The 12920-nt window shown below is 64.4% G+C and carries 16 protein-coding genes and 1 pseudogene; 15 read left to right on the top strand and 2 right to left on the bottom strand.

Annotated elements, in window-relative coordinates:
- Window positions 1-66: 66 nt before the first annotated feature.
- The 3 genes from Q0P52_RS03945 to Q0P52_RS03935 all read left to right on the top strand — a co-directional run bounded on the left by Q0P52_RS03945 (window position 67) and on the right by Q0P52_RS03935 (window position 2674).
- Complete coding sequence (locus Q0P52_RS03945) at window positions 67-807, top strand: NADPH-dependent oxidoreductase (RefSeq protein ID WP_293765108.1); 741 nt, start codon at window positions 67-69, stop codon at window positions 805-807.
- Window positions 808-831: 24 nt separating this feature from the next.
- Window positions 832-1929 carry an N-ethylmaleimide reductase gene (gene nemA, locus Q0P52_RS03940; RefSeq protein ID WP_293765106.1) on the top strand — a complete coding sequence of 366 codons (1098 nt, stop codon included), beginning with the start codon at window positions 832-834 and terminating at the stop codon, window positions 1927-1929.
- A gap of 61 nt (window positions 1930-1990) precedes the next feature.
- On the top strand, window positions 1991-2674 hold the full coding sequence (locus Q0P52_RS03935; RefSeq protein ID WP_293765104.1) for a type 1 glutamine amidotransferase domain-containing protein: 684 nt from the start codon (window positions 1991-1993) through the stop codon (window positions 2672-2674).
- A 205-nt stretch (window positions 2675-2879) separates the two neighbouring features.
- Here the strand turns inward: Q0P52_RS03935 and Q0P52_RS03930 are convergent, their stop codons facing one another.
- Window positions 2880-3719 carry a hypothetical protein gene (locus Q0P52_RS03930; protein ID WP_293765102.1) on the bottom strand — a complete coding sequence of 280 codons (840 nt, stop codon included), beginning with the start codon at window positions 3717-3719 and terminating at the stop codon, window positions 2880-2882.
- 2 nt (window positions 3720-3721) lie between these two features.
- Window positions 3722-4630: a diacylglycerol kinase family protein gene (locus Q0P52_RS03925; protein WP_293765100.1), complete on the bottom strand. Its 909-nt coding sequence runs from the start codon at window positions 4628-4630 to the stop codon at window positions 3722-3724.
- Window positions 4631-4928: 298 nt separating this feature from the next.
- Here Q0P52_RS03925 and queC point away from each other — a divergent pair, with 298 nt between their 5' ends.
- The 12 genes and pseudogenes from queC to Q0P52_RS03865 all read left to right on the top strand — a co-directional run bounded on the left by queC (window position 4929) and on the right by Q0P52_RS03865 (window position 12861).
- A complete protein-coding gene (queC, locus tag Q0P52_RS03920; protein ID WP_293765098.1) occupies window positions 4929-5618 on the top strand; it encodes a 7-cyano-7-deazaguanine synthase QueC in 690 nt (229 codons plus the stop codon).
- 302 nt (window positions 5619-5920) lie between these two features.
- A pseudogene (locus Q0P52_RS03915) lies at window positions 5921-6274 on the top strand (6-carboxytetrahydropterin synthase); the annotation flags it as partial.
- 39 nt (window positions 6275-6313) lie between these two features.
- Complete coding sequence (locus Q0P52_RS03910) at window positions 6314-6640, top strand: 6-carboxytetrahydropterin synthase (RefSeq protein WP_293765171.1); 327 nt, start codon at window positions 6314-6316, stop codon at window positions 6638-6640.
- Window positions 6641-6649: 9 nt separating this feature from the next.
- Entirely contained in the window at window positions 6650-7279 is a 630-nt protein-coding gene (gene queE / locus Q0P52_RS03905; protein ID WP_293765096.1) for a 7-carboxy-7-deazaguanine synthase, read from the top strand.
- Between the two features lie 246 nt (window positions 7280-7525).
- Window positions 7526-7789 carry a DUF2282 domain-containing protein gene (locus tag Q0P52_RS03900; RefSeq protein ID WP_293765094.1) on the top strand — a complete coding sequence of 88 codons (264 nt, stop codon included), beginning with the start codon at window positions 7526-7528 and terminating at the stop codon, window positions 7787-7789.
- A gap of 93 nt (window positions 7790-7882) precedes the next feature.
- A complete protein-coding gene (locus Q0P52_RS03895) occupies window positions 7883-8143 on the top strand; it encodes a DUF2282 domain-containing protein (protein ID WP_293765092.1) in 261 nt (86 codons plus the stop codon).
- Window positions 8144-8269: 126 nt separating this feature from the next.
- The gene (locus tag Q0P52_RS03890; RefSeq protein ID WP_293765090.1) at window positions 8270-9097 is read left to right on the top strand and encodes a DUF692 domain-containing protein; all 828 of its coding nucleotides are present in this window, start codon (window positions 8270-8272) and stop codon (window positions 9095-9097) included.
- A complete protein-coding gene (locus Q0P52_RS03885; protein WP_293765088.1) occupies window positions 9090-9836 on the top strand; it encodes a DNA-binding domain-containing protein in 747 nt (248 codons plus the stop codon). Before Q0P52_RS03890 ends, Q0P52_RS03885 begins: the two co-directional genes overlap by 8 nt.
- Window positions 9837-9913: 77 nt before the next feature.
- Window positions 9914-10375 carry a DoxX family membrane protein gene (locus Q0P52_RS03880; RefSeq protein WP_293765086.1) on the top strand — a complete coding sequence of 154 codons (462 nt, stop codon included), beginning with the start codon at window positions 9914-9916 and terminating at the stop codon, window positions 10373-10375.
- 80 nt (window positions 10376-10455) lie between these two features.
- Complete coding sequence (gene serB / locus Q0P52_RS03875) at window positions 10456-11298, top strand: phosphoserine phosphatase SerB (RefSeq protein WP_293765084.1); 843 nt, start codon at window positions 10456-10458, stop codon at window positions 11296-11298.
- A gap of 36 nt (window positions 11299-11334) precedes the next feature.
- Window positions 11335-11844 (top strand): hypothetical protein, encoded by a 510-nt coding sequence (locus Q0P52_RS03870; RefSeq protein ID WP_293765082.1) that lies wholly within the window; start codon window positions 11335-11337, stop codon window positions 11842-11844.
- An 81-nt stretch (window positions 11845-11925) separates the two neighbouring features.
- Window positions 11926-12861 (top strand): PAS domain-containing protein, encoded by a 936-nt coding sequence (locus Q0P52_RS03865; protein ID WP_293765080.1) that lies wholly within the window; start codon window positions 11926-11928, stop codon window positions 12859-12861.
- Window positions 12862-12920: the final 59 nt, after the last annotated feature.

Raw genomic sequence — 12920 nt, 5'->3', positions numbered from 1 at the left:
CTCATCACCGGCGGGTTATTTTGGATCAACAACTAGACGACCGGTCTATTCAACAGGATGACAACGATGAACCCGACGCTAGACCTGATGCAACAGCATCGCAGCAGCCGCAGCTATCTGGACAAACCCGTCCCGGCCGATGTGCTCAACGCCGTGCTCGACGCCGCCTGGCGCGGCCCCACCTCCATCAACGGCCAGCAAGTGTCGCTGGTGGTGGTACAGGACCCGACCCGCCGCGCCGAAATCGCCCGCATCGCCGGTGGCCAACCCTGGATCGCACAAGCCCCGGTCTTCGTCACCGTGGTGGTGGACTTCCACAAAACCGCCGTCGGCGCCCGCCTTGCCGGTGAGGAACAAGTGATTCACGACAGCGTGGAAGGCTTCGCCGTTGGTGCGGTGGACGCTGGCATCGCACTGGGCAACCTGATGACCGCCGCCCGCGCCGCAGGCCTGGGCGTGGTGCCCATCGGCGGCATCCGCCGCGACCCGCAAGCCATGATCAATCTGCTGGCCTTGCCGCCTCTTACCTTCCCCATCGCCGGCGTCGCGCTGGGCTATGTGGACCAGGACAGCAGCGTCAAACCTCGCCTGCCGCGCGACAGCTTCGTACACGCCGAGGCTTACCAGACCGCCGGACTGGAAGAGCGCATCCAGCAATACGACCAGCAACTGGCCGCTTACTGGCAGGACATCGGCCGCGCCGAAGGCCAGCCGTGGTCGGCCAATGTGGCCCAGTTCTACCGCTCCGTGTATTTCCCGCAAGTCGCCCCCGTCGCCCGCGAACAGGGCTTTGGTTTTGACCGTTGATCCGTCACTGAAAGGCATCGCCCCATGAATCTGGACAAACTGTTTACCCCGCTGCAACTCGGCGCCGTCACCCTCGCCAATCGCGTCGCCATGGCCCCGCTCACCCGTTTGCGCAACACCGAACCGGGCGACCTGCCCACCGACTTGTCGGCGCTCTACTATGCCCAGCGCGCCAGCGCCGGCCTGATCGTGGCCGAAGGCACCCATATTTCGCCCACCGCCAAAGGCTATGCCGGCGCGCCCGGCATCTACAGCGAAGAGCAAGTGGCGGCCTGGAGCAAGGTCAACGCCGCCGTGCATGAAAAAGGCGGCAAAATCGCCCTGCAACTGTGGCATACCGGCCGTATTTCCCACCGCTCGCTGCAGCCGGATGGCGAAGCCCCGGTAGCGCCGTCCGCCATCCGCGCCGAAAGCAACACCAATGTGCGCCAGCCGGACGGCAGCCTGGCCCGCGTGCCCTGCGACACCCCGCGCGCACTGGAAATCGCGGAATTGGCCGACATTCTGGAAGACTACCGCCGCGCCACGGACAACGCCCGCCGCGCCGGTTTCGATCTGGTGGAAATCCACAGTGCGCACGGCTATCTGCTGGATCAATTCCTCTCGCCGGAAGCCAATGTCCGCACCGACGCCTACGGCGGCAGCATCGAAAACCGCGCCCGCTTCATGCTGGAAGTGGTGGACGCGGTGGTGGCCGAATGGGATGCCGACCACGTGGGCATCCGCATCTCGCCGCTGGGCGTATTCAACGGCCTGTCCAATGCCGATCAGGAAGAACTGGCGCTCTATGTGGTAGCGCAGCTGGCCAAACGCAAACTGGCCTTCCTGCACATTTCCGAGCCGGACTGGGCCGGCGGCCCCAAGCTCACCGACGCCTTCCGCGCCGCCATCCGTGAACGCTATCCGCACGCCATCATCGGCGCCGGCGGCTACACCGCGGAAAAGGCGGAAACGCTGATCCAGCAAGGCTATATCGATGCTGCCGCCTTTGGCCGCAGCTATATCGCCAACCCGGATCTGGTAGAGCGCTTCCGCCAGAACGCCCCGTTGAACGCGCCGGACGGCAGCACCTTCTACGGTGGCGACGCCAAGGGTTACACCGACTATCCGACGCTGGGCTAAGCCCCATGCCATCAGGGGTTGGCCGAAGCCTTCGGCCAACCTTGCCCATCTGAGGACCACCATGAAAAACGTCTTGTTTGTACTGACCAGCCACGATCAGCTGGGCAACACCGGCCATAAAACCGGTTTCTGGATCGAAGAATTCGCCGCGCCTTACTACGCGCTGACAGACAAGGGCGTGGCCGTGACGCTGGCCTCGCCCAAGGGCGGTCAGCCGCCGATCGATCCCAAGAGCGCCGATCCGGCTTTCAGCACTCCCGCCACCGAGCGCTTCAATCAGGATGCCACGCTGCAGGCCAAACTGGCGGACACCCTGCCCTTGGCCAATGTCAACGCCGACGCCTTCGACGCCGTGTTCTACCCCGGCGGCCACGGCCCGCTGTGGGATCTGGTGGACAACACCGACTCGCTGCGCCTGATCGAGCGCTTCGCCGCCGCCGACAAACCGGTAGCTGCGGTTTGCCACGCCTCCATCGCACTGGTCAACGCCCGCAAGGCCGATGGCTCGCCGCTGGTGGCGGGCAAGGCGGTTACCGGCTTTTCCAATAGCGAAGAAGACGCCGTGCAACTGACGCAAATCGTGCCGCATCTGGTTGAAGACGCGCTGCAGGCCCAGGGTGGCCTTTACCGCAAGGGAGCGGACTGGGCACCGTTTGTGGTGGAAGACGGGTTGCTGATTACCGGCCAGAACCCGGCCTCTTCCGAAGCCGTAGCAGAAAAACTGTTGCATCGCCTCGGCGCGTAAACGGCTTTTCCAGCCATTCAAAGCCCGCATGAACAAGGCCGCCGTCCCTCTGGGACAGGCGGCCTTGTCATGTGAACTTCGCCCTCCGGCATGAAGCATCAAGCCAGGAGCAACCAATTAAGACCTCGTGAGAACCTGCGCCCAAGCACAGCGGCAAAGACCCTACGCGGAGAACCCAAAAAGCGGCGCCAAGGAGTAGCGGGCGCTAGGGATTCAGGCGCCGGTAACTGACCGTCTGCGGTGTAATGAAACCGGATTGCCGATAAAAATCGCGCACTCGTCCATCTTTCTCCAACTCCGCCAAACCCAGCCGCATCGCCTTTTGCACCGCCGCCGAGTCCGGTCCATGCCGCGACAAAGCCAGATGCCGACTGCCGGGCAAGACCACTCGCACTCCCTGTATCGGCAACAAAACGCCGTCCGGCGTGGACAGGCTGCCATCCGGCGCCGGCTGGAACGGCGCCAGCAGGAAATCCACCCGACCACTGGCCACCATGCGCACCATGGACGACCACACCGGCACGTTTTCCAAACCGGCCAGCCGCATCGAACTCAGTACGCGCCAGTCCACGGTCCAGGCTCGATTGGACACCGCCTTCAAACTCCGCACCTCGGCCAGCGTTCGGCAGCCCAGCGCCTTGAGGTTGGCCGAAGCAGCAAACAAGCCGGCGGAAAACTGCCCATCGCGAATCAGCGGCAGGCTGGCGTCCAGATCGCGACCTTGTAGATCCTGCGCCCACACCGAAGTGCCGGTCAGATCGGCGCGGCCGGTTTCCACATCCAGCAAGGTGCGGGCATAAGAGTCGGCGGCGGTAAAGCGGATCGGCCCGGCATAGCCGCCCTGACGCAGCGCTTGCACCGTTATCAGCAGCTCCACCGTATCGCGCCGCACATGCGGGCCGGTCAGTTGGCGCGCCTGTTCCGGCGCATGCCCGGCCAGCATGGCGCGGTAGTCGTCGATAACATCCTGCGGGGCCACGATCACCGCCGCCTGGCAAGCCAGACTGCTTGTCAACGCGCACACCAGCAGCAACCGGCGGCGCATGACTAAACCAGCGCCGACAGACAGCGCAGCGCGCTCGCCGCCACTTCAATGCGCACCGGTGCCTGACCAGCCAGCTCGCCGTCCACCTCCACCGCGCTAGCGCCGGCCTCCAGCTCCACCACCTTGCCGCTCAGATAGCGCACCTTGGGATGCAACACCGGCTGCGCCTTGCGCAAGGTCGGCAAAAAGCGGATGAAATCCCAACTATTGGCATTGCGTATCATCACCACCTCCAGCAGGCCGTCATCCAGCCGGGCCATGGGCGCGATGCCCAGTCCGCTGCCAAAGTAACGCCCGTTGGCCACGCACAGGCTGACGCAGCTCTCCTCCGGCTGCGCAACCCCGTCCAGCGTCAACCGCATCTTGCGGGCCCGGTAGCTCAGCAGCGTGGCGATGATGGAAAAATAGAAAGCCACCGCCGCCGGCAGCCAGCGCGGCAAGCGCTTCACCCGCTCGACAATGGCCGAGCTGATGCCCACCGATGCGATGTTGCCGAACCACATCACCGTGCCGTCGGCACGAGTGAGCTTGCCAAGATCAATGCGACGCACCTGCCGGTCCGTCACCAGCCGGTAAAGCTGGGACACCGAATCGCTGACGCCCAGCGAACGCACAAAGTCATTACCGGTGCCATAGGGCAAGGCCCCCACCGCCACCCGTTCGCGCAACGCCTCCGGCGCGCGCATCACGCCGTTGATCACCTCATGAATGGTGCCGTCGCCGCCCACCGCCACCAGAAAGTCGCAACCTTGCGTCACCGCCGCCAAGGCCAGCTCCTCCGCGCTGGAGCCTGAGGTGGTGATGTGGATATCCACCCGGAACTCGCGGGAAAAGGTTTCCAGCAAACGATTGGGCAAGGAGCGCGGGCAGCGCTGTCCATGCAGGATGAAAGCCAGACGGGGATGATTCATAAAGAAATGACGGAAACGGATGATTTGCAGCGATTATCAGCCAGGAAACGGGTGTTTGAAACGAAATCGACACAAAACCCTGCCGCCCGACAAGCCCAACCGGCCAGCGGCGCCGGCCGGAACTCGCTTCAATAACAGCAATCTGTTATATTTCAGTGTTTTGCGCAGCAGACGCAACATCGCAATCTCCGCCGGGTGAGACCGATCCCGTGTGGGGCTTTTGCGACTGGGCCTGAACCATCGCCCCGCCTGCGCCATGCGCCGTACAAGCCTCGACTGTTTATCGACGGAACCCGACATGACTACTCCTGAAAAAGCCCTCGTCGTCCTCTCTGGCGGCCAGGACTCCACTACCTGCCTGTTCTGGGCCATCCAGCGCTTCGGCAAAGACAATGTGGAAGCCCTTACCTTCGACTACGGCCAGCGTCACCGCGTAGAGCTGGATTGCGCCAGCAAGATCGCCCGACTGGCCGGCGTGCGCCAGACCGTATTGCCCATCGACACCTTCGCCGCCATCGGCGGCAATGCGCTCACCGACGACAGCATCGCACCGGAAGAAGGCGCGCGCGACGATGACGCCCTGCCGAATACCTTCGTACCCGGCCGCAACCTGGTGTTTCTCACCTTTGCCGCCGCCTTCGGCTACACCCGCGGCGCGCGCCACATCGTCACCGGCGTGGCGCAAACCGACTACTCCGGCTATCCGGACTGCCGTGAAAACACACTGCAAGCCCTGCAGTTGGCCATTCGCCTTGGCATGGAAAGCCGCGTCGAGCTGCACGCTCCGCTGATGTTCATGAGCAAGGCGGAAACCGTGGCGCTGGCCCAGCAGACAGGCGCCATGGAAGCGCTGGCCTGGAGCCATACCTGCTACAACGGTGAAGTACCGCCCTGTGGCCATTGCGCCTCCTGCATCCTGCGCGCACGCGGGTTTGCCGAAGCCGGCGTTGTCGATCCGCTGGTGGCCCGCACCGGAAAGGCGGGCTGATCATGCACGCTTCCTGCTTGCTCTCCGCCGCCGGTTTCGAAGCCGCCCGCGCCCTGCCCGGCCAGGGCAAGCGCGCCGCCGTGCACGGCCATAGCTTCCGCGTACTGGCCCGCGCCGACGTCACCCACATCGACGGCAAGAATCTGCATGATGCGCTGCGACACATCGTCGCACCGCTCGACTACAGCGACCTAAACCGCCTGCTGCCCGCTACGGACGATCTCTCCGTGGCGCGCCACATCGCCAACGCGCTGCCAAGCCCGGCCGCCCTGCAACTGCAAAGCGCGCCCGATCGCGGCGTGATGCTGGAAAACGGCACCGCGCTGGCCTGGCTGGCTACCCGTTTTGAAGCCGCCCATCATCTGCCGCATGTGCCGGCCGGCCACAAATGCGGCCGCCTGCACGGCCACGGTTTCGGCGTGCGCCTGGTGGCCGATGCCGCCCAATGCGACCACGCCCGGCTGGAAGCTGCCTGGGCGCCCTTGTTCGCGCGGCTCAACCACGCCTATCTGAACGACATCGCCGGCCTCGCCAACCCCACCAGCGAAGTGATCGCGTTGTGGATGTTCGGCCAACTGCGCGATGCCGGCTTGGACGGCCTGCGCTGGGTGGAAGTGCGCGAAACCCATACCGCCGGCAGTCAGTACGACGGCCAGCGTTTCCGCATCTGGAAAGAGCAGCACTTTGAAAGCGCCGTGCCCTTCGACGACAGCGGCCACTACACCGGCCACAGCTATCTGGTGCGCCTCTTGCTGACCGGCGGTCTGGACAAGACCATGGGCTGGCTGCTGGACTTCGGCGATGTGAAAGACCGCTTCAAGCCACTCTACCGCCAGCTGGACCACAATCCGCTGGACAAGCTGGCCGGCGTGCGCGACGGCCATAGCCAATCGGTGGCGGAATGGGTGCACGCCCACCTGTCGCCGCTGGTGCCGGAACTGTCCCGCATCGACCTGATGGAAAACGAAGAGTCCGGCGTCTCGCTGATGTTCCACGAAGACATGCGCTGGCCGCTGCTGTAAGGAGCCGACATGTACACCGTGAAAGAGATTTTCTACACCTTGCAGGGCGAAGGCCGTCAGGCTGGCCGCGCAGCGGTGTTCTGCCGCTTCTCCGGCTGCAATCTGTGGTCCGGCCGCGAAGAAGACCGCGCCAAGTCGGTCTGCCAGTTCTGCGATACCGACTTTGTCGGCACCGGCCCGGATGGCGGCAAGTTTGCCGAAGCCGAAGCACTGGCGGCGCGCATCGCCGCCGAGTGGCCCGCCAATGCCGGCGGCACGCCCTATGTGGTGTGCACCGGCGGCGAGCCGCTGTTGCAACTGGACGCCCCGCTGGTCGACGCCCTGCATGCACGCGGCTTTGAAGTGGCGGTGGAAACCAATGGCACCCTGCCGGCCCCAGCCGGGCTGGACTGGATCTGCGTCAGCCCCAAGGCCGGCGCGCCGCTGGCGCTGACGCGCGGCAATGAACTCAAGCTGGTTTATCCGCAAGCGACCCAGTTGCCGGAAACCGTAGCCGGCCTCGACTTCGACACCTTCTATCTGCAGCCGATGGACGGGCCGGCGCTGGCGGACAATACCCGCGCCGCCATCGCCTACTGCATGGCGCATCCGCGCTGGCGCCTGTCAGTACAGACGCACAAGGTCGTCAACATCCGCTGACTCATCGGACGCTCTCAACGGCGTCCGATTTTTTTTCATCCTTGCTGTAAGAAGCCGCATGACGGCGCGACATACCGGTCAGAAGCAGACGAAATCCTTCGTCAAACTTCACTCAAGATCAGTCAAATACAGCGAAAACACGGGAACTGAAAATATTTTCAGTACTCCATGTAAGAACCGCCGCCACAGTGCGACTGATCCTTGAACACCGGACACGCCGGTGCAACACGCTCAAGGAGAAAAGACATGAACGCATCCAAAACCCTGCTGGCTTCCGCGCTTGGCGCCGTGGTCACCCTGGCGGCCCTGTCCGCCGCCCCGGCCATGGCCGCGGAACAGGAAAAATGTTTCGGCGTAGCCACTGCCGGCATGAACGACTGCGCCTCCGCCACCGGCGCGCACGGCTGCAAAGGCCAGGCCAGCACCGACAAAGATCCGGGCGACTGGAAATTCGTCGCCAAGGGCAGCTGCCAGCAAATGGGCGGCAGCACCATGGCGCCGATGAAATAATCCGCACCGACAAACCGTTACCGCTTGACCCTTGAATCGGACGGCATCCCGCCGCATGCTGAAAACGTTATCCCCCTGCACAAGGAGAACACCATGAAATCTTCCAAAGTCCTGCTCGCTTCCGCCCTTGGCGCCGTTGTTACTCTGGGCGCGCTCAGCGCCGCCCCCGCCATGGCCGCTGAAAAGGAAAAGTGTTACGGCATCGCCAGCGCCGGCAAGAACGACTGCGCCTCCGCCACCGGCAGCCACTCCTGCGCGGGCCAGGCCACCAAGGACAAGGACCCGGGCGACTGGAAGTACGTGGCCAAAGGCACCTGCGACAAAATGGGCGGCATGCTCACTCCCAAGAAGTAAGCCCACAGGCGGCGTCGGCCACGCCGGCGCTGTCCCCTGCGCAAACGGTTCAAAGCCGCCCCCCGGTTGCTTTGAACCGCCTCTCGGGCAGCCTCCCGTTTTTTATCCACGCCGGATGATTGCACCATGACTTCGACAACCCTGCCCGCCGTGGCCGGCATCGGCCTGCGCGCCCCACACTATCGCCAGGTGCTGGATACCCTGCCCCCGCTGGGCTGGGTAGAGCTGCACAGCGAAAACTTTTTCGACGGCGGCATGCCGGTGGCCATGCTGCATCGCGTGGCGGAATATTACCCGCTGTCGCTGCACGGCGTGGGACTGGGACTGGGCTCGCTGGCCGCCCCGGACACCGGCCACCTGGCCTCGCTCAAGCGGCTGGTGGCTGAAATCCAGCCGCAAGCGGTGTCCGAACATCTGTCCTTCAATCACTCCGGCCAACGCTTCGTCAACGATCTGCTGCCCATTCCCTACACCCGGGCGGCACTGGACGTCATCGCCGGCCACGTCTCGCTGACACAAGACACCCTGGGCCGCGAGATCTTGCTGGAAAACCTGTCCAGCTATGTGGAATACCCGGGCAACGAGATGAATGAAGGCGAATTTCTCGCCGAGCTCACGCGCCGCACCGGCTGCGGCATCCTGCTGGACGTCAACAATCTCTACGTCAATCAGCAAAACCTGGGCACCGATGTCGACGCCGTGCTGGCGGCATTGCCCATCCACGCCATCGGCGAAATCCATCTGGCTGGTTACAGCCAGGGCGAAGGGCTGCTGGTGGATACGCACAGCATGCCGGTGCACGACGGGGTGTGGGCGCTGTACCGCCGCGTCATCGGCATGATTGGTCCCCGCCCCACGCTGATTGAATGGGATCTGGACATCCCCCCGCTGGACACCCTGTGCGCCGAAGCCGACAAGGCGCAAGCCATCATGAACGGAGGCGGCCATGCGTGAAGAACTCGACTGGCAAGCCCGGCTGCTGGAACTGATCGCCCGCCAGGAGCAACCGGCCGACCTGCCGGCGCTGAACCCCGCCGGGCTGGCGGTATATCGCAACAACTACCGCGTCGGGCTGATGGAGTCGCTGGCGCTGTTCTACCCGGTGCTGGGGCAGATCGTCGGCGAGGACTTCTTCAAGGGCCTCGCGCGCGAATACAGCAAGCAGGTTCCCTCCCTCTCCGGCAACCTGCACGTCTACGGCGGACAGTTCGGCGACTTCATTGATGCCTTCCCGCCGGCCGCCGAGCTGCCCTATCTGGGCGATGTGGCCCGAGTGGAATGGGCGGTCCACCGCAGTTATTACGCTGCCGACGCGCAGCCCTTGCCTGCCGTCGCGCTGGCCGGCGTTGCGCCGGAAGACTACGACGACTTGTGCTTCGGCTTTGCGCCCTCCTGCGCCGTCATCGCCTCCCGCTGGCCGGTAGTCGCCATCTGGCAAGGACATCAGCCCGGCGCGGCATTGCGCGTTGACCTTGGCGCTGGCGGGGAATGCGCACTGGTGCATCGCCAGCAGGGCGTAGTGAAAGTGGATGTCTGCTCGCCGGGTTTCGCCGCCCTGCTTGCCGCGCTGCTGGCTGGCCAGCCGCTGGGCGAAGCCGCCGCTGCCGCGATGTTGGCCGAAGAACATCTGGATTTGCAGTCCGCCTTGCTCACCCTGTTCCAGCTGGGGCTGCCCGTCAGTCACAGCCTGTAAGCCACACTCAACAACACCGGCCTGCCCGTCATCCGCGTCGCCGCGGAGGGGCGCGGCTTGCCCGAAGGAGAACCGCCATGAATGCTCTCGCCGCACAAGCCGCCGCCCTGAACCGGCTGCTGGACAAGGCCGCCGGCCTGCTGCAACCGCTGCTGTTGCTGCTGATCCGCCTGTGGATCTTCAACGTGTTTTTCAAATCCGGCCTCACCAAGCTGGACGATTGGGACACCACGGTGCAATTGTTCACCGACGAATACCACGTGCCCTTGCTGCCGCCCGCGCTGGCCGCCCTGATGGGCACCTTTGGCGAGACCGTGCTTTCCTCTTTGCTGGCGCTGGGCCTGGCCGGTCGCTTTGCCGCCGCCGGTCTGTTCGTGGTCAACGCCGTAGCGGTGATCAGCTATCCCGATCTGACCGACGTTACCCGCCAGTTCCACTATTACTGGGCCATCCTCATCGCCGTGCTGTTCTGCGCCGGCCCGGGGCAACTGTCGCTAAGCGGCTTGTGGCGGGCGCTGCACGCTCCCCGGCAAGGCTGAATCCGGCGACGGGCATTCCGGCGCACGGCGTGTGAGTGGCATAATCAGCGGATTGACAGCCAACATTCGTTCCGCAGCCCATGACCACCACCCTCGTCATCCAGTCCCCCCGCCTCGACAGCAAGGAACTGGCCGAACTCGCCCAACTGGCCGGCGCCGGCGGCATCACACAGCCCAATCTCGACACCGCGCGCCTGAGCGACATCAATCCGGACAGCGCCGACGCCATCCGCGCCTGTTGCCAGGCGCTGAATTACGACTTTGCCTTTCTCAAGGGCAATCCGCGCATGGCGGATCTCGGGCTGATCGTGTCGGACATGGACTCCACGCTGATCACCATCGAGTGCATCGACGAGATTGCCGACATGCAAGGCCTGAAGCCGCAGGTAGCCGCCATCACCGAGCGCTCCATGCGCGGCGAACTGGACTTTTCCGCCTCGCTGCGCGAACGGGTGGCCTTGCTGGCCGGCCTGCCCGCCTCGGCGCTGGAAAAAGTGTTCAATGAAAGGCTGCAACTGAGCCCCGGCGCGCAAATCCTGCTGGCTGCCAGTAAAGCCGCCGGCGTGCGCTTCATGCTGGTTTCCGGCGGCTTCACCTATTTCACCGAACGGCTGAAAGCACAACTGGGCCTCGACTATGCTTACGCCAACGAGCTGGAAATCATCGACGGCAAGCTCACCGGCCGCGTGGTGGGCGACATCGTCGACGCCGCCGCCAAGCAGCGCCTGCTGATCGAAAAGCGCGAGAAGCTCGGCCTGCGTCCGGAGCAAGTGCTGGCCATGGGCGACGGCGCCAACGACTTGATGATGTTGGCCGAAGCCGGCATCGGCGTGGCCTACCGCGCCAAGCCAGTGGTACAGGCCAAGGCCGACGTGGCCGTGAATGTGATGGGGCTGGACGGCATCGCCAACCTGTTTGCCTGAGGACACAGGCCAACTCGACAAGAAAGGGAGGACGGCATGACGCTGCCCGTACTCGACACCGCCAGTTTCGACGCCTTGCTGCCGCTGGCCGTACAGCAGCTGGGCGACGAAGACTACGCCTTGCGGCTGCAACGCGAAACGCGGCTCGCACTGCGGGTGCTGGCCTCCCCCACCGAAACGCCGGAAGACGCCGACCCGATGCTTACTCGGCTTGAAGCCAAGCTGGATCTGGCGCTGGAGGTTTCCTTGCAGGCGCGACATCCGGCCCGCCCCCCGCTCACCCCCTGCCGGCTGGGCCTCTCCACCATAGCGTGGCTGTCGGACCATCCCTGGCCGCAAGACAGCCGGGTGCTGATGACGCTGGCGCCCAATCCGGACTCCGCACTGATGTTGCAACTGCCCGCCAGGGTGGAAACACAGCAGCCGACACCGGACGAGGGTTACGCCATCACCGCCCGTCTGCTGCTGAACGACGACGACACCACGGGGCAGCTGTGGGAAAAGTGGGTGTTCCGCCGCCATCGCCGCGCCATTCAGGAACGCTGAGGCCCCATTGATCCGGGTGCATTCGGCTGCGCCCTGGAATAGACTGAAACATCCGTCCTGCACGATTTTTACGGTGACACCATGTCCACCATCGACGCTTTTCAATCGCTTATCGACACCGTTCAGGGCGCCCTGCTGCTCGCTACGCCCGATGGCGGCACCATTCTTTCGGCCAACCAGCTCGCGGCCATCCTGCTGGCCACGCCGCACGACGACATGGTGGGCAAATCCTTTGCCGGCTTTCTTGCCAATCCGGACGACGGCCCGGCCCTGCTCACGCTGCTGGCGGCCAACAGCATGGTGTACAACCGCAAGCTGGCCTTGCGCACCGCCACCGGACGGAAGTTCGAAGTGCAGATGTCGCTCAGGGAAGTGCGCGTGGACAATATGCCGACACTGGTGATCAGCTTCAGCGACCGCACCGAAACCATGGTGATGAACCAGTTGCTGGATGCGGAGCATCAGCTGGTGGAGCAGTCGCTGACGCTGTACAAGGCTATCCAGCAAGAGAAAAAACAGGGCGGAGGCGAGGACAAACTGACCGGCGTGGTCGGCATGCCGCAATTGCTGGGACAGGCACATGCGGAAACCGGCCGCATACGCCGCTATGGCGGCTCGGTGGCCGCGCTCTCGCTGCAACTCCTGAACATGCCGGCACTAGTGCCGGAAGACGACAACGGCTCCGCGCGCCGCCATCTGTTGCAACTGGCCGGCAGCCTGTGCGTGCAAAGCACCCGCGACAGCGATCTGGTAGCCCGGCGCGAAGACGACAGCTTCGTCATCCTGCTGCCCAACACCAGCCTGGACGGCGCGCACGATCTTGCCCGCCGGCTCATCCTCACCCTGCGCCAACTCACCTTCGTCTATCAGGGCAAGGAAGAGCAGGCGGACTCCTGTGCCGGCATCAGCGTGGTGCGCGACGATGAAAACTCCCCCAACCCGATGCTGGAGCGCCTGTCCGGCGCGCTCAGCCTGGCCCGCATCGGCGGCGCCGGCCACATTCATCGTCAAGGCTGAGCCAGTCCGCGCGCGCTCGCCAGACTTGGCGTGACAAAAAAACAGCCGTGCAGGCAGTG

Origin of the sequence: uncultured Aquitalea sp., assembly GCF_945957525.1 — a bacterium.
In the GTDB taxonomy this organism is placed as follows: Bacteria; Pseudomonadota; Gammaproteobacteria; order Burkholderiales; family Chromobacteriaceae; genus Aquitalea.
Note: the sequence above shows the minus strand (reverse complement) of the source record. Positions and strands in the feature narration are given on the sequence as shown.